At 52.6% G+C, this 21,695-nt stretch carries 20 protein-coding genes; 11 read left to right on the top strand and 9 right to left on the bottom strand.

Annotated elements, in window-relative coordinates:
- Nucleotides 1–22 precede the first annotated feature (22 nt).
- The 7 genes from yhdP to csrD all read right to left on the bottom strand — a co-directional run bounded on the left by yhdP (nt 23) and on the right by csrD (nt 10,842).
- Nucleotides 23–3,847 (bottom strand): AsmA2 domain-containing protein YhdP, encoded by a 3,825-nt coding sequence (yhdP, locus tag WCC56_RS04055; RefSeq protein WP_424691151.1) that lies wholly within the window; start codon nt 3,845–3,847, stop codon nt 23–25.
- A 19-nt stretch (nt 3,848–3,866) separates the two neighbouring features.
- The gene (gene rng / locus WCC56_RS04050; RefSeq protein ID WP_424691150.1) at nt 3,867–5,336 is read right to left on the bottom strand and encodes a ribonuclease G; all 1,470 of its coding nucleotides are present in this window, start codon (nt 5,334–5,336) and stop codon (nt 3,867–3,869) included.
- A complete protein-coding gene (locus tag WCC56_RS04045) occupies nt 5,326–5,919 on the bottom strand; it encodes a Maf family protein (RefSeq protein ID WP_424691149.1) in 594 nt (197 codons plus the stop codon). Before WCC56_RS04045 ends, rng begins: the two co-directional genes overlap by 11 nt.
- A gap of 8 nt (nt 5,920–5,927) precedes the next feature.
- Complete coding sequence (gene mreD, locus WCC56_RS04040; RefSeq protein WP_424691148.1) at nt 5,928–6,416, bottom strand: rod shape-determining protein MreD; 489 nt, start codon at nt 6,414–6,416, stop codon at nt 5,928–5,930.
- A complete protein-coding gene (gene mreC, locus WCC56_RS04035) occupies nt 6,413–7,462 on the bottom strand; it encodes a rod shape-determining protein MreC (protein ID WP_424691147.1) in 1,050 nt (349 codons plus the stop codon). The genes mreD and mreC overlap by 4 nt, the downstream gene beginning before the upstream one ends.
- A 72-nt stretch (nt 7,463–7,534) precedes the next feature.
- A complete protein-coding gene (gene mreB / locus WCC56_RS04030) occupies nt 7,535–8,578 on the bottom strand; it encodes a rod shape-determining protein MreB (RefSeq protein WP_004385136.1) in 1,044 nt (347 codons plus the stop codon).
- A 314-nt stretch (nt 8,579–8,892) separates the two neighbouring features.
- Nucleotides 8,893–10,842 (bottom strand): RNase E specificity factor CsrD, encoded by a 1,950-nt coding sequence (gene csrD / locus WCC56_RS04025; protein ID WP_424691146.1) that lies wholly within the window; start codon nt 10,840–10,842, stop codon nt 8,893–8,895.
- Between the two features lie 319 nt (nt 10,843–11,161).
- On the opposite strand from csrD, the gene msrP reads away from it, so the two are divergent.
- The 11 genes from msrP (at nt 11,162) to fis (ending at nt 20,624) form a co-directional block, all read left to right on the top strand.
- A complete protein-coding gene (gene msrP, locus WCC56_RS04020) occupies nt 11,162–12,166 on the top strand; it encodes a protein-methionine-sulfoxide reductase catalytic subunit MsrP (protein ID WP_424691145.1) in 1,005 nt (334 codons plus the stop codon).
- A gap of 2 nt (nt 12,167–12,168) precedes the next feature.
- Nucleotides 12,169–12,768, top strand: a complete 600-nt coding sequence (msrQ, locus tag WCC56_RS04015) for a protein-methionine-sulfoxide reductase heme-binding subunit MsrQ (RefSeq protein WP_424691229.1) — start codon at nt 12,169–12,171, stop codon at nt 12,766–12,768.
- A 240-nt stretch (nt 12,769–13,008) separates the two neighbouring features.
- Complete coding sequence (aroQ, locus tag WCC56_RS04010) at nt 13,009–13,461, top strand: type II 3-dehydroquinate dehydratase (RefSeq protein WP_424691144.1); 453 nt, start codon at nt 13,009–13,011, stop codon at nt 13,459–13,461.
- A gap of 21 nt (nt 13,462–13,482) precedes the next feature.
- Nucleotides 13,483–13,953, top strand: a complete 471-nt coding sequence (gene accB, locus WCC56_RS04005; RefSeq protein WP_424691143.1) for an acetyl-CoA carboxylase biotin carboxyl carrier protein — start codon at nt 13,483–13,485, stop codon at nt 13,951–13,953.
- 11 nt (nt 13,954–13,964) lie between these two features.
- Complete coding sequence (gene accC / locus WCC56_RS04000; RefSeq protein ID WP_424691142.1) at nt 13,965–15,314, top strand: acetyl-CoA carboxylase biotin carboxylase subunit; 1,350 nt, start codon at nt 13,965–13,967, stop codon at nt 15,312–15,314.
- 72 nt (nt 15,315–15,386) lie between these two features.
- Nucleotides 15,387–15,623, top strand: a complete 237-nt coding sequence (locus WCC56_RS03995) for a YhdT family protein (RefSeq protein WP_013204093.1) — start codon at nt 15,387–15,389, stop codon at nt 15,621–15,623.
- Entirely contained in the window at nt 15,620–17,071 is a 1,452-nt protein-coding gene (panF, locus tag WCC56_RS03990) for a sodium/pantothenate symporter (RefSeq protein WP_424691141.1), read from the top strand. The genes WCC56_RS03995 and panF overlap by 4 nt, the downstream gene beginning before the upstream one ends.
- 14 nt (nt 17,072–17,085) lie before the next feature.
- Nucleotides 17,086–17,967 (top strand): 50S ribosomal protein L11 methyltransferase, encoded by an 882-nt coding sequence (gene prmA / locus WCC56_RS03985; protein WP_424691140.1) that lies wholly within the window; start codon nt 17,086–17,088, stop codon nt 17,965–17,967.
- A gap of 317 nt (nt 17,968–18,284) precedes the next feature.
- Entirely contained in the window at nt 18,285–19,028 is a 744-nt protein-coding gene (locus tag WCC56_RS03980) for a carbonic anhydrase (RefSeq protein ID WP_424691139.1), read from the top strand.
- 309 nt (nt 19,029–19,337) lie between these two features.
- Nucleotides 19,338–20,303 (top strand): tRNA dihydrouridine synthase DusB, encoded by a 966-nt coding sequence (gene dusB, locus WCC56_RS03975; RefSeq protein ID WP_424691138.1) that lies wholly within the window; start codon nt 19,338–19,340, stop codon nt 20,301–20,303.
- A 24-nt stretch (nt 20,304–20,327) separates the two neighbouring features.
- The gene (gene fis, locus WCC56_RS03970) at nt 20,328–20,624 is read left to right on the top strand and encodes a DNA-binding transcriptional regulator Fis (protein ID WP_003855228.1); all 297 of its coding nucleotides are present in this window, start codon (nt 20,328–20,330) and stop codon (nt 20,622–20,624) included.
- 162 nt (nt 20,625–20,786) lie between these two features.
- Here fis and WCC56_RS03965 read toward each other — a convergent pair whose 3' ends face one another.
- Together WCC56_RS03965 and WCC56_RS03960 are read right to left on the bottom strand one after the other, a co-directional pair.
- A complete protein-coding gene (locus WCC56_RS03965) occupies nt 20,787–20,987 on the bottom strand; it encodes a hypothetical protein (RefSeq protein WP_424691137.1) in 201 nt (66 codons plus the stop codon).
- Nucleotides 20,988–20,995: 8 nt separating this feature from the next.
- Nucleotides 20,996–21,613: a tail assembly protein gene (locus tag WCC56_RS03960; RefSeq protein WP_424691136.1), complete on the bottom strand. Its 618-nt coding sequence runs from the start codon at nt 21,611–21,613 to the stop codon at nt 20,996–20,998.
- Nucleotides 21,614–21,695: the final 82 nt, after the last annotated feature.

Genomic DNA, 21,695 nt, shown 5'->3' with positions numbered 1-21,695 from the left:
CAATTCGCAGGTCACGTCAAATTCACTTCGCGCTCTTTTCAATGGGTTTACGCAGCACTTCGTCAATCTGCGGCTTATCTATCGAGCCGGAGATATGGTAGCGAAGCACCGAGATTTTGTTCCACAACGGGCCCAAAACTTTACTGGCAGCAAACACCGCCGCACCCACAATCGGATTGACGGCAAACGCTGCGGCCACCCCAACGGTAGCGGAAATTTCTGGTGCCACAACGGCTTCCATATCGACCTGGCGTTTGACCAGATCCAGTTTGCCTTTCATCGCAATATCCGCTTCCAGCCCATCTACCAGCAAATTGTCGGTATGCATTACGCCCTTTTCAATCCAGGCGGTGCCGTTGATGGAGTCGTAATAGAAGCCCTGGCTGAAGGTATCGCTGAAATCCAGCCGCATTTTGCGCAGTAACGCATCAAAGCTGACCAGCCTCAGTAACTGCCCGGCTCTGCCGGTGTTCACATCCGCAATCTCACCGGCGCCGAAATGCGTTTTTAACACGCCGCTTAAGGTCTCTTCTGAGGGTTGCCACGGCGCCGACTGCCAGTGAAGATCGTAATCGATATTGAACGGAGAGTTGCGCAGTGGAGTATTTAGCCCAAACCAGTTAGTGGCATCGTTAATCTTCTTGCCGCTCAGCACCCCTTTTAACGCCGTACGCTGAGCTCCGGGACGATTAACCCACTCACCCTCTACTTTCAGACTGGAATTTCCGGTATCAATCAGCCCATTCTTCAGGGTAAGCGTGTCGCTGGTGTGGCTGAGGTCCGCCGCCATGCGGCCAAATTTCTGCCCCCGCAGCCAGCATTCATCACAAGTCAGTGCCAGCGCTGGCCAGCGACTGAAATCAATCGTGGTGGCATCACCTGGCAATGGAGAACTGCCCTTCGAAGAAGCCCATTCCGGATTGTAATACAGGTAGTTGAGATGAGCAGCCCAGGGGGAACGTTGGTTCATTTTCAGCGAGCCGTTGATCTCTTTCCCTTTGGCCTGAATCTGCGTCTCTCCCGAGACATTCTCGCTCACCGTGGCTTCCAGATCGTGCCATTGCTGCCCCCCAAGCGTCAGGGCCGGTGTGCGCAAGGTGATATTCCCTGGAATAAACGCGCGACTTTTCGTTGTTTGTTCAGAGGAAGAGATAGCGGCACTTTTGCCCGAGCTCTGGCTGTTAAATAACCCCAGCCAGGCTTCGCCATCCAGTGGAGGCAGATTCAGCACCATGCCATTGGCTTCAGGAAGAGCAGGCAGCGTTTTGGTGTCGTTCTCCCAGATGCCGCGATCGATCCTCAACTGTTTGCCCAGCAACCACTTGCTGTTAAAGCGACGGTCATTCCCCACTGCGCCACTCAGGGTGAAACTGTTCAGATCACCTTTGGCGGTGACGGTGACTGGCATAGCCACATTCCGCTTTTTATCTAGCGGTGCAGGTAAGTGACTGCTAACATTTTTTAGGTCCCCGTCCAGCGCAACCAGGTAATTGGCGCTACCACCGTGCGGCAGATTGATCAGAACGTTGCTCTTCCAACTGGCATTGCCACTGAGCTTGTCACGGATCGGTGCAGGGACCACGTCCATTTTGCCTGGCTGCCAGTCGCCTTTAAGATCAACGCCAATCTGGTAGTTCTTCTCGCCTTCCTGGGTGTTAAAACTGACATCCATAGGCTGGCCGAACCAGCTGGCGGTCATTGGGTCGCTCTTCAGATCGCCATTATCATAGGTAAAGTGGCCAGTAAGCTGCTCGATGGTGCTTTCCAGCGGCTTTATGAACAGGGAGTTGTTCTTCAGATTCACATCACCGGTAGCCCGAACCTGCTCACCATCCAGCGGAATATCCAAATGTAAGCGACCACTTACATCGCCGCCAATCTGCAGTTCATCTAGCGCGGCACCTAATGATGGCTTCAATGGCGTCTGATTGAAGTAGTCGCCAATCGCTTTACCTGCACCGTTAATGTCGGCATCGATAATCAGCTTCTCTTTCAGATAGTCCGGGATCACCGCCGAGATGTTACTGCCATCAACCTGCCCCAATTTGGTGTGCGCGGCTTTCATAAACAGGCCGTCATTAACGAAGTCGAGGTTGATGTCCAGATTTTGCAAATCCGGCCAGCCAGGCTGGAACTGATAGGTCGATTGCTTCAGCGGAACCCACACCTCAAACAAACCGTCATTGTGCTTGAACGGGAACAGATGGGGGTTACCGGCGAAAATCAGTGAAGCATTCTGTACCTGGCCCCCTTTAATTGCCCCGCTGAGATAGTCCACCAGCGACTTGCCCATTAAGGGTTCAGGGAAGTAACGCCAGGCATCTCCGGCGTGGGTCACATTGATACCAGCCAGAATGTCCAGTCGGGGAGCTTTATCCTTCGGCTGGGAGTAAGTGAAGTCGCCTTTCGCCCACAGCGAACGCGCCTTCACATCTAACTGATGCCCTGCCAGAGAGAAATGGTCGTTGGCGTACTGCCAGCTAAGCGCGCCTTTGGCCCGCTCGATTTCAAGCGGTGCGCGGAACATAGTGCCGTAAGGCAGGATGGCATTGTTGACGTTGAACTCTACCTGCCCGTTCTCTACACCGCCGTTCACAGAGCCGCTAAAGTGCTCCATTCCAGGCAACAGCTCCCAATGTTGCCAGCTCAGGTCCTTCCATTGCGCCTGGAAACGGCTCCGCTCAGGTTGCTGGACAGGAATGTCTACGGCCAGCGCTTCAATGCGGCCTTTAGGCTGCAGCGCTCGCCAGTTTTCCAGCAGCGTTGGGGTCAGTTTGGCAAATAAAGGGATCAGAGGATCAAGGCGTTCCAGATCCAGTTGCGTGGCGCGAATACGCACTTCTTTATTATGATCCGGGCCAGGCAACACCCCTTTCTCAGGTTGCCACAGGCCAGAGAGCTGACCTTTCGGCCAGGCTTGACCGTCAGTCACCAGATTGGTCTGAGGCACCTTGATGCTCCAGCCATTATTGAAGCGGACAATATGCGCGGTGACGTTATCAACGGTCAGATGATGTTGTTGTCGATCGCCCTTCCAGCTCGCGCCGCCTTTCTTCAGCTGGATATCGCCATCGTAAATCTCACCCTCTTTCAGGCTCATCCACGCAGCCAGGCTGAATCTTGCACTGTCCAGGCTGGTATTGTCGCGCATCCACTGGCCTAACCAGGGTTTCACGTCGACATCATCAGCCTGCATCCAGACGCGACCGGTATCCAGATAACCGTTGCTGTCGCTCAGATCCAGCCGCACCTGAATTTCACCATGCTGCCCGTTCAAACTGGACAGACTGACCACGCCTTCCGCACGGTGACGGTTTTTTTCGTTTAACCAGGTAAGCTGCGGGATCTCCAGACGGGCACGCTGACCGGAGAGCGTGACAAAACTGATATGGCTGTCGCGCAGATCGAAATGATCGAACTGGCGCAGGAACAGATCGCTGAATTTACCCGGTTCCAGCTGCAATTTCTCCCCATTACCAGAGGACAATGGCTGGCTGGTCGCCAGGTTCAGCTGATAGAAAGTCAGATCGCGAAACTGCCAACGGAAGTGAAGGAGCGACTGCCAGATATCCAGCGCCAGGGTGATGCGTTCGGCCTTTAATTCATCGCCCTCTTTCAGGCTGACGTGCAGATCTCTGATCTCCAGCACCGGGCCGAAGTTTTCCCACTTCCCGTTTAATGCACTGGCCTCCACCGGCATGCCGGCCACGGACGAGATCTTTTCCAGCAGCGGTTCACGCCAGCTGTTCAGGTGCGGCATCACCAGACGCAGCCCACTGACCATCAGCGCAACGATCACCACAATAGTTGCGCCAGTCAGTAGCAGGATCCCTGGTAATCGCCTCACACACTTCTCCCTGTGTTGGTCACATCATAATCACGTCAAACTGCTCCTGGGTATAGAGCGGTTCAACCTGGACTTTGACCTGCTTGCCAACGAAGATTTCGACTTCGGCCAGCGCATGTGATTCATCGGATTTCAGGGCTTCACCCACCGCGGGTGAAACGTACACCAGGAAGCGGTCCGAGTCGTAAGCATGATGAACACGCACAATCTCACGCATCAGCTCGTAACAGACTGTCTCTACCGTTTTTAGCGTGCCGCGTCCCTTACATACCGGGCAATCCTGGCAGAGCACATGTTCAATGCTTTCCCTGGTGCGTTTGCGCGTCATCTCTACCAGCCCAAGCTGGGAGAAGCCATGAATGCCGCTTTTCACCCGGTCTTTACTCAAACCCTGCTCAAGCGAATGCAACACTCTGCGCCGGTGATCTTCATTGGTCATATCGATAAAGTCGATGATGATAATGCCGCCGAGATTGCGTAAACGTAACTGCCGGGCAATGGCATGAGTGGCTTCAATATTGGTATTGAAGATGGTCTCATCCAGATTGCGGTGGCCGACAAATGCCCCGGTATTGATGTCGATGGTGGTCATCGCTTCGGTTTGATCGATGATCAGATAACCGCCGGATTTCAGCTCGACTTTGCGATCCAGCGAGCGTTGGATCTCATTCTCAACGTCAAACAGATCGAAAATAGGTTGCTTGCCGGTGTACAGCTCCAGCTTCGCTGTCATCTCTGGGATATATTCGCCAGTGAATTCCACCAGGTGCTCGTAGGTCAGACGTGAGTCAATGCGGATCCGGTCAAGCGCTGCACCCGCAAAGTCCCGCAAAATTCGCTGGGATAACGCCACCTCACCGTACAGGCGGCAGCGGGTCTGATTGCGTTTTCTCCGCTCAATGACCTTGGTCCACAGCCGCTTAAGAAAAGCCGCATCGGAAGCCAGCTCAACTTCACCAACACCTTCAGCCGCCGTGCGGATGATATAGCCGCCCAGTTCGTCGCAATAAGCAGAGACGACTTTTTTAAGCCGTTCGCGTTCGGCTTCACTTTCAATGCGCTGAGAAACACCGACATGAGAGGCGCCGGGCATAAAGACCAGATAGCGTGAGGGCAGCGTAATATCGGTGGTGAGGCGCGCGCCTTTGGTGCCGAGGGGATCTTTCACCACCTGCACCACAAGGTCCTGACCCTGACGGACCAGCTCGGAGATATCGCGCACCGAGAAGTTTTTCTGTTCGTCTCCCGCCACGCACTCCGTGTGAGGCATGATATCGGAAGCGTGCAGGAAGGCGGCCTTCTCCAGGCCTATATCAACAAACGCGGCCTGCATGCCGGGTAACACACGGCTGACACGCCCTTTATAGATATTGCCCACAATCCCACGGCGCGCTTCGCGCTCAATATGGATCTCCTGCAGGGTGCCACCATCAATATAGGCAACGCGAGTTTCCGAAGGGGTGATATTTACCAGCAGTTCAGCGGTCATGTTGTTCCCTTACCTCACGCAGTGACTGAAAGTGGCTGAGTAACTCAGCAGTTTCAACCAACGGCAACCCGACCACTGCGTGATAGCTTCCATTAATCTTGCGGACAAAATTGCCCCCTAACCCCTGAATGCCATAGGCACCGGCTTTATCCATCGGCTCACCGCTGGCAATGTAAGCCGCGATATCTGCCGTGGTTAAGGTGCGAAAAGTAACTTCAGTGACCACCAGACAGTCCAGTGTGCTCTCTTTATCTGCCAGCGCAACGGCTGTCAGTACCTGATGCGTCTGACCAGACAGTTTAGCCAGTATTTTGGCCGCGTGAGCCTCATCATCAGGTTTTTCCAACACCTCGCCATTCAGCACCACAATGGTGTCTGCGCCCAACACCGGGAGATCCCGTTCTGCCACAACAACGCCGGCCTGGGCTTTTTCACAGGCCAGACGGCGAACGTAGGTTTCAGCCTGCTCATCCGGGCGTTTCAGTTCTTCAACTTGGGTGGAGAGGCGTTCAAAGCGCAGGCCAAGCTGGGTGAGCAGCTCGCGACGACGGGGAGAACCAGAAGCCAGATAAAGGGATACCATAATCATCCTTATTGTACGGCAAACTGGCGGCGTATTTTTCTCATCAACAAGAACAGCCAGGGCCAGAGGACACCGTCTACTACGCTACTCCAGAAAATTTCCGGTCGGAACGAGACGTTTATCACTAAAAATTCAGCCCAGAATATAATGACGTCCATTGCCAGCGACAGCACCATGACCATCAACGCCTGTTGCCAGAGCGCGAGATTACGGAACAGTTGGAATTTGAACGCCACCAGATAAGCCAAGATGCTGAACGCCAGAGCACGAACGCCCAGCGTCGAGCCCGAGATAAGATCCAGTATAGAACCCATCACAAAGCCCGTGCCGACATTCACCCGATGAGGCAGAGCCAGCACCCAATAAATCAGGATCAGAAGCAGCCAGGAAGGCCTGAACATAAAGAACTGCTCAGGCCAGGGCATAATTTGCAGAACCAGTGCGACCAGGAAAGACAACCAGATAACCCAACGCCCGTGGCTGCGATAACTGCTCAAGGCTGGCCTCCGCGGGAAGCAGGCGCGGCCTGACGACCAGCAGAAGAAGGGGTAGCAGGAGCAGGAGTTTGGCCCGTAGCAGCAGGAAGGGAACCAGCAGGTTGCCCCGGTGCTGGCGGCCCCATCAGCTGGTTCGCAGCAGGCAGAACCTGCGGCATCATCTGCATCAGTCGTTCATTGGCTACACGGTGCACTTCGTTCGGCGCCATTGGCATGGTGCCATTACGATCGGCGCCCCACAGCAGCAGCAGATAGCGCAAGCGCTGTAAACCAGCGGTAGGCCGGGCCTGAATCACGGTGTAAGCACGTTGTGTATCAAGCTTGACGGAAGACACCACGCCAACCGGATAGCCCTCCGGGAAACGACCACCCAGTCCGGAAGTGACCAGAACATCACCTTCGCGGATGTCGGTATTACCCGGCAGGTGTTCAAGCTGCAGGTCTTCGGTACAGCCGTTGCCGGCTGCGATGACCCGAATGTCGTTACGCAACACCTGGATAGGTAAAGCATGGGAAGAGTCACAGATCAGCATCACGCGGCTGGTGATTTTGCCAACGGCAACCACCTGCCCGACCACGCCTTTATCACTGATAACAGGCTGGCCTTCGTAAACGCCATTCACGCTGCCTTTATCAATCACCACCTGATCGGTGTAGGGATCGGTACCGGTAGAGATCACCTGGGTGACCATCTTGTGCTCGTCCTGACGCAGAGGAGAACCAAGCAGCTCACGGAGACGGGCGTTTTCCTGCTTAAACTGGCCAAGCATCAGCAATTCGCTGTTCTTAAGCATCAGTTCGCGCTGTAGGCCTTTGTTTTCCAGTTCAAGCTGCTGGCGTGAGGCCAGTGTTTCAGAAACACTGTCCAGAATTTGACGTGGCCCGTTGGCCAGAAAATAGAATGGGCTAACCGCCGTATCCATGTAGGTGCGTATCTGACTGAAAGCGCCCATACGACTGTCGGCGACAATCACGCCTATAGCCACAATAACCGCTAAAAATAAGCGTAATTGCAGGGAAGGTCCCCTGCTGAAGATCGGCTTCATAAACTCGGCGTATTCCTCGACATCTTAAAAAAGGAGTGCAGGACAGAGCGTACCTACACTCCTTAAAGCAAATTATTCTTCGCTGAACAAATCGCCGCCGTGCATGTCGATCATTTCCAACGCTTTACCGCCACCGCGAGCAACGCAGGTCAGCGGATCTTCTGCAACCACAACCGGAATACCGGTTTCTTCCATCAGCAGACGATCGAGGTTACGCAGCAATGCGCCACCGCCGGTCAGAACCATACCGCGTTCAGAGATGTCGGATGCCAGTTCTGGCGGACACTGTTCCAGGGCAACCATCACCGCGCTAACGATGCCGGTCAGCGGCTCCTGAAGAGCTTCCAGAATTTCGTTGGAATTCAGCGTGAAGCCACGCGGCACACCTTCTGCCAGATTACGGCCACGCACTTCAATTTCACGCACTTCATCGCCCGGGTAAGCAGAGCCGATTTCATGCTTGATACGTTCAGCGGTAGCTTCACCAATCAGTGAACCGTAGTTACGGCGCACATAATTAATAATAGCTTCATCAAAGCGATCGCCACCGATACGGACAGAAGAAGAGTAGACCACGCCGTTCAGAGAGATCACGGCCACTTCAGTAGTACCACCACCGATATCCACAACCATTGAACCCGTTGCTTCAGAGACGGGCAGACCAGCACCGATTGCGGCGGCCATTGGCTCTTCAATCAGGAACACTTCACGTGCACCAGCACCTTGTGCAGATTCACGGATAGCGCGACGCTCAACCTGAGTAGCGCCAACAGGTACACAAACCAGCACGCGCGGACTTGGGCGCATGAAGCTGTTGCTGTGAACCTGTTTGATAAAGTGCTGCAGCATTTTTTCGGTAACGAAGAAGTCAGCGATAACGCCGTCTTTCATTGGCCGAATAGCAGCGATATTGCCGGGGGTACGACCCAGCATCTGTTTTGCTTCATGACCGACTGCCGCAACGCTTTTAGGGGAACCGGCACGATCCTGACGGATGGCAACGACGGAAGGTTCGTTCAGAACGATACCCTGCCCTTTCACGTAAATCAGGGTATTGGCGGTACCCAAGTCGATGGACAAGTCGTTGGAAAACATGCCACGGAATTTTTTAAACATACTAAAGGATAATCCTGCAAGCTGGGGGCGGAAAATAAAATCCGCTTACTTTACCAACCACACGAAGCAGCGACAAGGCGCAAAAACAGTCTACTTCGGTGAAAAATCACGCTATCTCACGTAAGGGCCACACCCTGAAGCCGCGTTGCGAACCACAAGCCTGATTTCAGGCCATTACACTCAAAGTTCAGGGCTGACAGACGGACATAGCGTACATAAAATTTAACATTTCTTGGGTCTCTGGCTGACCAGTTTCCCCATACCGGCACCACAGCCGCGCGGGTATTCTACGTGAAATCCAGCACAACGGCAGATTAAACTTGATATCTTTGCGAATATTTTTTTACGCTGGTATTTAGCGGTTGTGACGAGGCGATGAAATCGCCCTGACCTCCCGCCACACCTAGCTCCGCAAGGATTTGCCACTCGCCCCTGGTGCGCACACCAGCAGCGAAAACCTGGGTAGAAGTCCTGGTGCAACTCTCAAGAAGACTCCGGACAAACAGCTGATTCTCTGTACGGCGCTCGATGTTCCTAACCAGAGCGGGGTGCAACTTGATTAGCTCCACCTCAAACTGACGGATATAAGCGGTACTAACCACCGTCAATCCAGCCTGAGTGATCGCCATGCGACAGCCAAAACCCTTCAACAATCGAAACGCAGAACCCAAACGGCTGATGTGTTGACACACATCTGCTTCAGCAAGTTCAAATAAAATGTGATTTCTTTGCAATTTGGTGCATTGCAGCAGCATGTCTCTGAGCCAAATCTGAAAAGGACGCTGTAATAAGGCATCCACCGTTAACGGAATGGCGAACGTCTCTTGTGGCCAGACAGGCAGAAGAGCCAGGATTCGGGTCACTAATTGGCGATCATAGCCTTCGGCCATTCCTAGCTGCTGAATGAGGGGCAGAAACTCTGCTGACAGCAGCTCTTTCTCTCCATCATAGATCCGCGGCATCATCTCCCGATGATGGACAACGCCCTCAAGGGTGACCGCGGGTTTCTGATACAGCCTTGGCCCGCCGCGGTGCAGCGTATTTTCCAGTAACGTACGCCATTTCACGCTGCCGCGGGCGAACTCTTGCTGCGGAGCTTCACCGACTGACCAATTGTTCCCGCCCAACAGAGCGGCATGGCGGGCAGCCAATTCTACGTTTTCCATCACCTGCTGCGTTTCCTGCCCGCTGTGCCAGGCGCTGATGCCAATGTGGATCATATCTTCACGGTCCAGCATGCGTGTTGGCGGCAGTGCATCCACGGCATTAATCAGTTGGGAAGCAATGCTGTCGGCGTCTTTCAGGCTACGGTGGGGAAGCAAAACCGCGAAATCACTGCGGAAATAGCGGGCCAGTAAGGCTCCGGGATAGCGCATTACAAATGTCGATAACAGATTCACCAGCGCAAACAGATAGTCTTTGGTCTGATTGTGTCCCCAGTTATCCCGCAGCGTGTCAAAGTCAGGTAAGCGGATCATCATCACCATGCCGTGCGCGCCACCGGTTTCGCTGTCTTCAAGCATGGTCGCTAACTGGTTATCAAAGAAGAGGCGATTGTTGAGCCCGGTCGTCGCATCCTGCGCGGCAAACGCACGAATTAAAGTGTCAATGCGTGTGCGCTGTTCGCCCGCTTCCTGCAGGTCTGCCAGCAGTAAATCAATGGCACTGCTGGCTTTGGGTGGCCACTCATGTACCGTCCCCGCTCTGACTGTGCCTCTTTCCCCTTTAATAACCTTACCGGCTCTGGACTCAAGCCGTTCCATGCCCTGAAACTGCCGATTTAGCCAACGATGCGTAACAAACAACAGCGTGGTCATGATGGCTACAATCACGATGACCACGCTAAGAATAAAGGCGCCAATAAAGGACTTTAGCCAGGTTTTCGTGGAATCGACCCACTGAATATGCAGGCTGTAGCCGGGGTGTTTGGGCAGGGGAAGGACCGACTTGCGATACTGGTTTTGTTCATCTTCCAGCACCGGCTCCTGATGGTGGACAATGGTCAACAACGTTTGCTTATCTTTAATCAGCTCAGTCCGGACAATTTGCAACGGACCCATGACTTTAGTTAGCCACAAAGACACCTGGTCCGGCGATTCTGTCAGTAATGCGGTATCCACATCTCCGGCCATCAGCTCAAGCCGGTGTTCTGTTCTCTGTGTGCTGAGGTAAAAAAAACTCATCACGCATCCCACCAGCATCAGTAACATCGCCAGTGCGCTTAATAAGGTGATCATCGTCGAAAGTTTGGTGGTTAATCGCATCCCTGTGCCTGTAACTGCGGTTTGAGTGGCGCACTTTGCGCACTGAACCTGTGCCGTGTAAATGAGTGGATCTGGCTGCCGAAAACCGGGCAGCCGCTGAAAGTAGCATATCCTGGCAGGCGTTAACTTGCCGGATGTCAATTTAGTGACCAGCCTGGCGAGTATAGTAGCCCGAGGCTCCCTTCCCGGTCTTTCAGCCTTCACTTTCAGGTGATTCTCATTTCCAGGAAATTTCACATTTTTCGTCCTTGATTCGCAGAAAGCCCACTCTTTGGTCATGCTGAAAGGGAGATAAGAACGAGCCTGTGGAGGCCGCACAATGAAACCCGTTGATAAACTTACCGAAAGCGATGTCACCCCCGAGAGCATTTTTAACGCGAGTCGCCGTGACTTGCTGAGAACGCTTGGCATCAGTGCGGCTGCCTTATCGCTGCCCTCTGCTGCTCATGCCGATGTTTTGTCCTGGTTTAAAGGCAATGACCGTCCTAAAGCGCCGGCAGGAAAACCGCTCGACTTCAGCAAACCCGCTCAATATCAGGCCGATTTAGCCCTGACACCGGAAGACAAAGTCTCTGGTTACAATAACTTTTATGAGTTTGGCCTTGATAAGGCCGATCCTGCTGCCAACGCCGGAACGCTGAAAACCGACGACTGGAAAATTGAAATTGGCGGCGAAGTGGCAAAACCGATGACGCTGTCGATGGATGACATTTTCAAACGCTTCCCGCTGGAACAGCGTATTTACCGAATGCGCTGTGTTGAAGCCTGGTCCATGGTCGTTCCCTGGGTCGGTTTTGAATTGGGTAAACTGCTGAAAGCCGCCGAACCCACCAGCAATGCACGTTACGTGGCATTTCAGACCATTTATGCGCCAGATGAAATGCCCGGTCAGAAAGACCGCTTCATTGGCGGCGGCATCGACTACCCCTACGTTGAAGGATTGCGCCTTGATGAGGCGATGCATCCGTTGACTATGTTGACCACTGGTGTCTACGGCAAAGGCCTGCCACCCCAAAATGGTGCGCCGATCCGACTGACTGTTCCCTGGAAGTACGGTTTTAAGGGCATCAAGTCGATTGTTAAAATCACGCTGGTCAAAGATATGCCGCCGACCACCTGGAACCAGCTTGCCTCAAACGAGTATGGTTTTTACGGTAATGTGAACCCGCATGTGGATCACCCTCGCTGGTCGCAGGCGACAGAGCGATTTATTGGTTCAGGCGGCATTCTGGACGTTAAACGTCAGCCGACCTTGCTGTTTAACGGCTATGCAGAGCAAGTGGCCTCGTTATACCGCGGATTAGATTTGCGGGAGAATTTCTAGTGGTGCGCATAACGGCAAGGCAAATCACCGGATTAAAGGTTTTACTGCACCTTGCAGGTTTTCTCCCTTTGCTGTGGTTACTCCTTTCCATCGATCAGGGTTGGTTCAGTGCCGATCCGGCAAAAGATATCCAACATTTTACCGGCAGAATGGCGTTGAAGTTCCTGCTGGGCTCATTATTGATCACACCTCTGGCACGCTACGGTAAACAGCCTTTGCTGATCCGTGTGCGCCGCCTGCTTGGCCTTTGGTGTTTTGCCTGGGCTACGTTGCATCTGGTGAGTTATTCCGTGCTGGAATTGGGCATCAGCAACCTCGGCCTGTTGGGTTCCGAGCTGATCTCCCGGCCTTATCTGACGCTGGGCATTGTCAGCTGGCTAATCCTGCTCTCTTTGGCCCTGACGTCGTTCCAGAAAGCGCAGCGCAAACTCGGCAGACGCTGGCAAACCCTGCACAACGGGGTTTACCTGGTGTTAATCCTCGCGCCCATCCATTATCTGTGGTCGGTAAAGACTTTTTCGCCACAACCGTGGATTTATGCGCTAATTGCCGCGATCTTGCTGGCATGGCGTTATAAAAAATTTCGCCAGTGGTTCCGTTGAAAACCCCCTCAAGACTGTGGGCCACTCCGCATATCCGGTAATAATCCGCCTGGCCTTTTGGCCAAGCGGTTGATAATCTTCGCTGATACGACCAGTATTTAGCTGCGAATTGCCACGAAATCGTTATAATGCCCGACTTCAAACTTGCGAACCGACCAAATTTCATCTTGAAAGGTGACAAATGGCGTTTCGCGTTGTATTTTGTGCGATGCCTCAATTATCGCAGGAGATAGCAGCAAGATGACGGATAAGTTTCACATACTGCTTTTAAACGGTCCCAATCTGAACCTTCTCGGCACTCGTGAGCCGGAAAAGTACGGGAAAACGACCCTGGCAGAGATCGTAAGTGACCTTACCACGCAAGCTGAAGCGCTCAACGTGAAGCTGAGCCATCTCCAGTCCAATGCGGAACACGCGTTGATTGACCGCATTCATGAGGCGAAAGGCAATGTCGATTATATCGTCATTAACCCGGCGGCATTCACCCATACCAGCGTTGCGCTTCGGGATGCCCTGCTGGCAGTCAGCATCCCATTCATTGAAGTCCACCTGTCGAATGTGCATGCTCGCGAGCCTTTCCGTCATCATTCATATCTTTCTGATATTGCTGCCGGCGTAATCTGTGGACTTGGTGTCGACGGTTACTCCTGGGCTTTGCAGACGGCCGTCAAACGCCTGTCACAATCTAATTAAACAGAGTACGGAACCACACTCATGGATATTCGTAAGATTAAAAAACTGATCGAACTGGTTGAAGAATCAGGCATTTCTGAACTGGAAATTTCTGAAGGTGAAGAGTCTGTTCGCATCAGTCGCGCACCGGCTAACACTGGCTACCCAATGATGCAGCATTATGCTGCACCGATGATGCAGCAGCAGCCTGCACTGGCTAACGCCGTGGCACCTGCAACAGCACCAGTCATGGAAGCCCCGGCTGCAGCTGAGATCAGTGGCCACATCGTACGTTCACCAATGGTGGGCACTTTCTACCGTACCCCAAGCCCGGACGCTAAAGCGTTTGTGGAAGTGGGTCAGAAAGTTAACGCTGGCGACACTCTGTGCATCGTTGAAGCGATGAAAATGATGAACCAGATCGAAGCCGATAAATCCGGCGTTGTGAAAGCGATCCTGGTTGAAAGCGGCCAACCCGTTGAATTTGACGAGCCGCTGGTAGTCATCGAATAACGAGGCGAACCATGCTGGATAAAATTGTAATAGCTAACCGTGGTGAAATCGCGCTGCGCATTCTTCGTGCCTGTAAAGAGCTGGGCATCAAGACTGTAGCCGTGCACTCCACTGCGGACCGCGATCTGAAACATGTGCTGCTGGCAGATGAGACCGTTTGTATTGGTCCTGCACAGTCAGTGAAAAGCTACCTGAACATCCCTGCCCTGATCTCTGCTGCAGAGATCACCGGTGCGGTGGCTATCCACCCAGGCTATGGCTTCCTGTCCGAGAATGCGGACTTTGCTGAGCAGGTTGAGCGTTCAGGCTTCATTTTCATCGGCCCGAAAGCTGAAACCATTCGCCTGATGGGTGACAAAGTTTCGGCAATCAACGCGATGAAGAAAGCGGGCGTCCCTTGCGTACCTGGCTCTGACGGCCCGCTGACTGAAGACATGGACAAGAACCGTGCCTTCGGTAAGCAGATCGGCTACCCGGTGATCATCAAAGCCTCTGGCGGCGGCGGTGGTCGTGGTATGCGCGTTGTGCGTCAGGAAAAAGACCTGGAACAGTCCATTAATATGACCCGTGCGGAAGCCAAAGCGGCTTTCAACAACGATATGGTCTATATGGAGAAGTACCTGGAAAACCCACGCCACATCGAAATTCAGGTGTTGGCTGATGGTCAGGGCCACGCTGTCTATCTGGCTGAACGTGACTGCTCAATGCAGCGCCGCCACCAGAAAGTAGTGGAAGAGGCTCCAGCACCAGGCATCACTGAAGAGATGCGTCGCTTCATTGGCGAGCGTTGCTCTAAAGCTTGTATCGAAATCGGCTACCGTGGCGCAGGCACCTTCGAGTTCCTGTACGAAAACGGCGAATTCTACTTCATTGAGATGAACACCCGTATCCAGGTTGAACACCCGGTTACTGAGATGATCACTGGTGTAGACCTGATCAAAGAGCAGCTGCGTATTGCTGCCGGTCAGCCTTTATCGATTAAACAGGAAGACGTGGTGATCCGTGGCCATGCGGTAGAATGCCGTATCAACGCCGAAGATCCGAACACCTTCCTGCCAAGCCCAGGCAAAATCACCCGCTTCCATGCTCCTGGTGGTTTTGGCGTGCGTTGGGAATCTCATATCTACGCTGGCTACACTGTGCCACCGTACTATGATTCCATGATCGGTAAGCTGATCACTTATGGTGAAACCCGTGATGTGGCTATCGCCCGCATGAAAAATGCGCTGGCTGAGCTGATCATCGACGGCATCAAAGTGAACGTTGAACTGCAGATGAAGATCATGTCCGACGAAAACTTCCAGCACGGTGGAACCAATATCCACTATCTGGAGAAAAAACTCGGCCTTCAGGAAACCTGATTAGCCTGATGTTTTGAAAAAAGGCCGGTCTGACCGGCCTTTTTCTTTGCATTTTTAAAGGTGAGGAGAGAGATGGACAAGCGTTTCGTTCAGGCTCATCGCGAGGCCCGTTGGTCATTCTGGCTGGCAGTCGCCTATCTTATCGCCTGGTCGTTGATGGCCTGGCTACCGGACGATAAACAAGGAATTACCGGGTTGCCGCACTGGTTTGAAATGGCCTGCCTGCTGGTTCCGGCGTTGTTTATCCTGCTCTGCTGGCTGATGGTCAGGCTGGTATTTCGTGACATTCCTCTGGAGGATGAAAAGTGAAACTTGAAATCATCCTGCCCCTTATAGCCTACCTGCTGCTGGTCGCTGGCCTCTCTGTGTATGCTATGCGTAAGCGCCGTGAAGGCAACTTTCTGACTGAATATTTCCTCGGCAGTCGATCGATGGGCGGCTTTGTGCTGGCCATGACTCTGGCGACCACTTACATCAGCGCCAGCTCCTTTATTGGCGGGCCAGGCGCGGCCTATAAATACGGCCTTGGTTGGGTGCTGCTTTCGATGGTGCAGGTTCCAGCCGTCTGGCTTTCGCTGGGCGTGTTGGGCAAAAAATTCGCCATTCTCGCCCGACGATATAATGCCGTTACCCTCAACGATATGCTTTATGCGCGCTATCGCAGCCCATTACTGGTTTGGTTCGCCAGCCTGAGCCTGCTGATCGCCTTTATCGGTGCCATGACCGTGCAATTTATTGGCGGCGCGCGGCTTCTGGAAACGGCTGCCGGCATTCCTTACGACACTGGGCTACTGATTTTTGGTGGCACCATCGCGCTCTATACCGCTTTTGGAGGCTTCAGGGCCAGCGTGCTGAATGATGCCATGCAAGGCGTGGTGATGCTGGCTGGGACCTTCCTGCTGCTGTTTGCGGTGATCCATGCCGCTGGCGGTATGCACAGTGCAGTCGATAAGCTTCAGCAAATCGATCCCAAGCTGGTGTCCGCTGGCGGCGTTGATAATATCCTCAGCCCAACTTTCCTGGCTTCGTTCTCCGTTCTGGTCTGCTTTGGGGTGATTGGTCTGCCACATACCGCTGTGCGCTGCATCTCTTACAAAGACAGTAAGGCCGTTCATCGGGGGATCATTATTGGTACCCTCGTGGTGACTATACTGATGTTTGGCATGCATCTGGCAGGCGCGCTTGGGCGTGCCGTGATGCCCGACCTGGCTATTCCGGATCAGGTGATCCCAACGCTGATGATCCGTGTGCTCCCGCCCATCGCTGCCGGGATCTTTCTGGCTGCCCCGATGGCAGCCATTATGTCGACCATCAATGCTCAGCTGTTGCAGTCTTCGGCCACCATCGTGAAAGATCTCTATTTACGGCTTTACCCTCAGCATATGGATAATGAGCCCCGGCTGAAGAAGATGTCAGGAGTGATCACGCTGGTACTTGGCCTGTTGCTGCTGCTGGCCGCATGGAATCCGCCTGAGATGATCATCTGGCTAAATCTGCTGGCTTTTGGCGGACTGGAAGCTGTTTTCCTCTGGCCGCTGGTCCTCGGGTTATACTGGGAAAAAGCCAATGCTACGGGCGCGCTCAGTAGCATGTTTACCGGTGCGGGTTGTTATACGCTGCTGGCCAGTTTTTCGCTGCAGCTCTGGGGATTCCACCCTATTGTTCCCTCACTGATATTGAGTCTGATTGCCTTTGCAGTTGGAAACCGTTTTGGCCATGCCGCTGCCCCGTCAGCGCAGGCTTCCACCCCTGTTTGAATAAGAGAACTGCCATGCCCTGGATACAGATGAAAATTAATACCACCGGCGCTCAGGCTGAAGAGCTGGGCGACGCGCTGATCGAGAACGGGGCTGTCTCGGTCACGTTCCAGGATACGCACGACAACCCGGTTTTTGAGCCCTTACCAGGCGAAACGCTGCTGTGGGGCGACACTGACGCAATCGGCTTATTTGATGCTGAAACCGATATGGATCTGGTGGTGATTGGCTTAGAAGCTTGTCCTCTGCTGGGCAGCGGCTTCGCGCATAAGATTGAACAGATCGAAGATAAAGACTGGGAACGTGAATGGATGGTCAACTTCCACCCTATGCGTTTTGGTCAGCGTCTGTGGATCTGTCCAAGCTGGCGAGATGTGCCGGATCCTGAAGCCGTGAACGTGATGCTCGATCCCGGCCTGGCGTTCGGTACCGGAACTCACCCAACCACCTCAATGTGCCTGACCTGGCTGGATGGATTGGATCTGCAAGGCAAGACAGTGATCGATTTTGGCTGCGGTTCCGGCATTCTGGCAATTGCCGCGCTGAAACTGGGTGCGGCCAGCGCCATTGGGATCGATATCGATCCGCAGGCGATCCAGGCAAGCCGTGACAATGCAGAGCGTAACGGGGTTTCTGAACGTCTCTCCCTTTATCTGCCGCATGAGCAGCCTGAGAATCTGAGCGCCGACGTTGTGGTAGCGAATATCCTTGCTGGCCCTCTTCGCGAGCTGGCACCTTTGATTAGCGTATTGCCGGTTAAAGGCGGCTCACTGGGCCTGTCAGGCGTTCTGGCAAGCCAGGCTGACAGCGTTTGTGAAGCCTACCAGCAGCTGTTTACTCTGGACCCGGTGGCCGAAAAAGAAGAGTGGTGCCGTATTACCGGCATCAAGGCATAAACCACGGTTGAAGCCTTTCCTGCAAAGCCCCTGAAAAGGGGCTTTTTGTTTTGTAGCGGTAAAAGTCACTGAGAGGAGGGCTTGGAAGAAGTGGGCTGTCAGGATTTTTAAATGCCTCAAATAGCGTGGCCAATGTAAGCATAATGCCATGAAATTTAAGTAATTTTACAGATATATTTGATTTTGAACATGGAAAGTCCATCCACTCATTTAGTGCATTGTTGTTACATTATCCCTTAGTTACTATCCGCTGGTTCGCCCTGAAGCTTTGCTCAGGGCTTTTACACCAGCAATATTTAATCAGGATAGTTTGCATAATGAAAATGAAAATGGCGCCACTTACGCTGGCTTTTACCCTCCTTATCGCGACCTTTGCCCATGCAGATTCGCATCCTCACTGGTCCTATTCGGGTGAGGGTTCGCCGGAGAAATGGGGGAAACTAAGCCATGACTTCGCCGTTTGTGAGGAAGGTTTTAATCAATCCCCTGTTGATATCAAAAACATCACGAAAGGTGAGCTTCCGCCCCTGTCGCTGACCTTCAATGCAAAAGACAAGTCAATCATCAATAATGGCCATACCCTTCAGGTGGACGTTCGTGATGGTGATACTTTGACGCTGGACGGCAGCAAGTTCACCCTGAAACAGTTCCACTTCCACGCGCCTTCAGAAAACCGGATTGATGGCCGTGTTTACCCATTGGAAGTGCACTTTGTTCACAGCAATGCCAAAGGTGAGCTGGCAGTTGTTGGCGTGATGTTTGAACAAGGGAAAGAAAACCCGACCATTGAGCAGATCCTGAAAAATCTTCCGTCTAAGAAAAACGAAGCCCGCCCGTTAGATACTCCTCTGGCACTGTCAGACCTGATGCCTGGCGATAAGAATTACTACCGTTTTAGCGGCTCGCTGACCACACCTCCTTGTACGGAAGGGGTACGCTGGCTGGTGATGAAGCAGCCCATTTCTGCGTCTCCAAAACAGATTAGCGCTTTTGAACTCGCACTCGGACTGAAAAATAACCGCCCAATTCAGCCCCTGAATGGACGCTTAATCGTAAACTAAGGTTTCAGTGCTCTGAAAAGGTGAGATCGTCTGGTTTTGCCTGTTTCGTGCGTCACATGTCTCGTAAAGAGGGGCATGTGATGCCATTTATCCGGCTGTTTTGCTCATAAAAAAAGAAAAATATTTGTTCGCATTTTAATCGCTTTTTATTAAGCGATTGAATTTATTATATAAAATAAATTTACTGCATGCCACATCCCTGCAACCTCCCCTCTTAACGTTGAATTGTTCAAAGTTTGGCCTTTCATCTTCAGTAGAAAATGCGTAATATACGCCGCCTTGCGGACACACTATGGTCACTTTTATTTCATGCGCATTGGAAACCACCAGCTTCGTAATCGTCTGATTGCCGCGCCAATGGCCGGGATAACCGACAGACCTTTCCGGACCCTTTGCTACGCAATGGGCGCTGGTATGACCGTTTCCGAGATGATGTCGTCTAACCCTGAAGTCTGGGCGACGGACAAGTCCCGGTTGCGTATGGTTCACAGTGATGAGCCCGGTATTCGTACCGTGCAAATTGCAGGTTGTGACCCTCATGAGATGGCTGAAGCGGCGCGTATCAATGCTTTATCTGGCGCGCAGGTGATTGACATCAACATGGGATGTCCAGCCAAAAAGGTGAATCGCAAACTGGCGGGATCTGCCCTGCTGCAACACCCTGAGTTGGTAAAGTCTATCCTCTCTGCGGTGGTTAATGCAGTGGACGTTCCCGTCACGCTGAAGATTCGCACTGGCTGGGATCCAGACAACCGTAATTGTGTTGAAATTGCCCAATTGGCTGAACGCTGCGGTATTCAGGCCCTGACCATTCACGGACGCACTCGCGCGTGTTTGTTCAACGGCGAAGCTGAATATGACAGCATTCGGACAGTTAAGCAGAATGTCTCCATTCCCGTTATCGCGAATGGCGACATCACTGACCCGCATAAAGCCAGAGCCGTGCTCGACTATACGGGGGCTGATGCCCTGATGATAGGACGTGCGGCTCAGGGAAGACCTTGGATCTTCCGGGAAATCCAGCATTATCTGGACACTGGGGAGCTGCTGGCACCGATGCCACTAGCTGAAGTAAAGCGCTTGCTCATCGGGCACCTACGGGAACTGCACGACTTTTATGGTCATCGCAAGGGATACCGTATTGCCCGGAAGCACGTCTCCTGGTATCTCCAGGAGCATGCCCCAAACGACCAGTTTCGGCGCACATTCAACGCCATAGAGGATGCCAGCGAACAGCTGGAGGCGTTGGAAGCATACTTCGAAAATCTTGCCTAATAGAAATAAAGAGCTGACAGAACTATGTTCGAACAACGCGTAAATTCTGACGTACTGACCGTATCTACCGTAAACTCACAGGATCAGGTGACTCAAAAGCCACTGCGTGATTCGGTCAAACAGGCACTGAAGAACTATTTTGCTCAACTGAATGGTCAGGATGTGAGTGACCTGTATGAGCTGGTATTGGCTGAAGTAGAACAGCCTTTGTTGGACATGGTCATGCAGTACACCCGTGGCAACCAGACCCGTGCGGCCCTGATGATGGGCATCAACCGTGGTACGCTGCGTAAGAAACTGAAAAAATACGGCATGAACTAATAGCCACTGGCTATCATGTTGTTTATAAAGGCGTTTTACCTCACGGTATGACGCCTTTTTTATTAATGTTTATACAAATGTTTATACATGGAGTGATGAACAGTACTGAAAGCGTGCGAACAAATCGCTGTTAGTGGAAGCGTTGCAGTTTCACCTGCACCACTATCGACGGCGGAAAGCAGTAGGTTTTTGCCAGTTGAAAGTAGCTGAAGCCGAACGTTCACGCTCACATCTGCGGCGCTGCGCTGCCAGCGTGGATGATATGCCTGTGCGGATAATCAGACAGTCCTGACCGTTGAGTCCTTGCCCCTGCTTCTGCATGGTGGCTATTAAAGCCGCTTCAATCGATTCACGTTTAAGCATGGCTCTCCTCATTGCTGGTCTTCTGTGAAGATACCTGCTGAAATTACTGCGCCTCCAATCTCACGCTGCCCGTAAAGCAGTCCAACTGGATTACCCTGGGCGGTAGTGTTGACCGGGCCGCCAAATGCATATGAAGGCTTATTATCTGCATCCTCTCGCATTCTCAAACTCGTCTGTTGTGGGGCCATCATCTGGGCAACGCCACCAACGGCCATCGATGCGCCAGCCAAACCTACACCCATAGCTGTAGATGCTGATAGCGCCCCCCATCCTGCCGGGCCAGCCATCGCGGCCACTACAATGATTACGACACCCAGCACGGTCTGAAATACGCCTGCTCGTTTGCTGCCGATCGGAATGGGGATAATACGTATTTCTTTATCACCGGAACCAATCGATAAATCATCTTTATCCAGATTCTTTTTCCCTTTGAATATCGCAAAGGTTAGACCTTTATGGTGAGCCTCAAACATGTATCTTTCGAATCCATTGATGGTCACACATAATGCTCTGACCGCTTCCTTTGGCGAAGAAACTATTCGTTGGTGCACTCGTCCAAATTTATTACCGAGAGCGCCATATAATCTAATAGTGATCAATTTATCATTTTCTGTAAATGCACTCATTATCAACCCCCTGTTAATTTATACATTGTGGTAAAGATTGAAATGACTTCATGTTTTCAGAAATATATTCTTTCATGTGCTC

The organism is Erwinia sp., assembly GCF_049696395.1.
Taxonomy (GTDB): domain Bacteria; phylum Pseudomonadota; class Gammaproteobacteria; order Enterobacterales; family Enterobacteriaceae; genus Erwinia.
The sequence above is the reverse complement of the archived record's forward strand: the minus strand, read 5'-3'. Positions and strand labels throughout refer to the sequence as shown.

Bases quoted from the DNA above. Each gene is read 5' to 3' on its own strand.
- prmA (WP_424691140.1), top strand. From the start codon at position 17,086: ATGCCCTGGATACAGATGAAAATTAATACCACCGGCGCTCAGGCTGAA.
- mreC (WP_424691147.1), bottom strand. From the start codon at position 7,462: ATGAAGCCGATCTTCAGCAGGGGACCTTCCCTGCAATTACGCTTATTT.
- csrD (WP_424691146.1), bottom strand. From the start codon at position 10,842: ATGCGATTAACCACCAAACTTTCGACGATGATCACCTTATTAAGCGCA.
- WCC56_RS03965 (WP_424691137.1), bottom strand. From the start codon at position 20,987: ATGCTTAAACGTGAATCGATTGAAGCGGCTTTAATAGCCACCATGCAG.
- accB (WP_424691143.1), top strand. From the start codon at position 13,483: ATGGATATTCGTAAGATTAAAAAACTGATCGAACTGGTTGAAGAATCA.
- accC (WP_424691142.1), top strand. From the start codon at position 13,965: ATGCTGGATAAAATTGTAATAGCTAACCGTGGTGAAATCGCGCTGCGC.
- WCC56_RS03995 (WP_013204093.1), top strand. From the start codon at position 15,387: ATGGACAAGCGTTTCGTTCAGGCTCATCGCGAGGCCCGTTGGTCATTC.
- msrP (WP_424691145.1), top strand. From the start codon at position 11,162: ATGAAACCCGTTGATAAACTTACCGAAAGCGATGTCACCCCCGAGAGC.
- rng (WP_424691150.1), bottom strand. From the start codon at position 5,336: ATGACCGCTGAACTGCTGGTAAATATCACCCCTTCGGAAACTCGCGTT.
- WCC56_RS03980 (WP_424691139.1), top strand. From the start codon at position 18,285: ATGAAAATGAAAATGGCGCCACTTACGCTGGCTTTTACCCTCCTTATC.
- fis (WP_003855228.1), top strand. From the start codon at position 20,328: ATGTTCGAACAACGCGTAAATTCTGACGTACTGACCGTATCTACCGTA.
- dusB (WP_424691138.1), top strand. From the start codon at position 19,338: ATGCGCATTGGAAACCACCAGCTTCGTAATCGTCTGATTGCCGCGCCA.
- WCC56_RS04045 (WP_424691149.1), bottom strand. From the start codon at position 5,919: ATGGTATCCCTTTATCTGGCTTCTGGTTCTCCCCGTCGTCGCGAGCTG.
- mreB (WP_004385136.1), bottom strand. From the start codon at position 8,578: ATGTTTAAAAAATTCCGTGGCATGTTTTCCAACGACTTGTCCATCGAC.
- aroQ (WP_424691144.1), top strand. From the start codon at position 13,009: ATGACGGATAAGTTTCACATACTGCTTTTAAACGGTCCCAATCTGAAC.
- WCC56_RS03960 (WP_424691136.1), bottom strand. From the start codon at position 21,613: ATGAGTGCATTTACAGAAAATGATAAATTGATCACTATTAGATTATAT.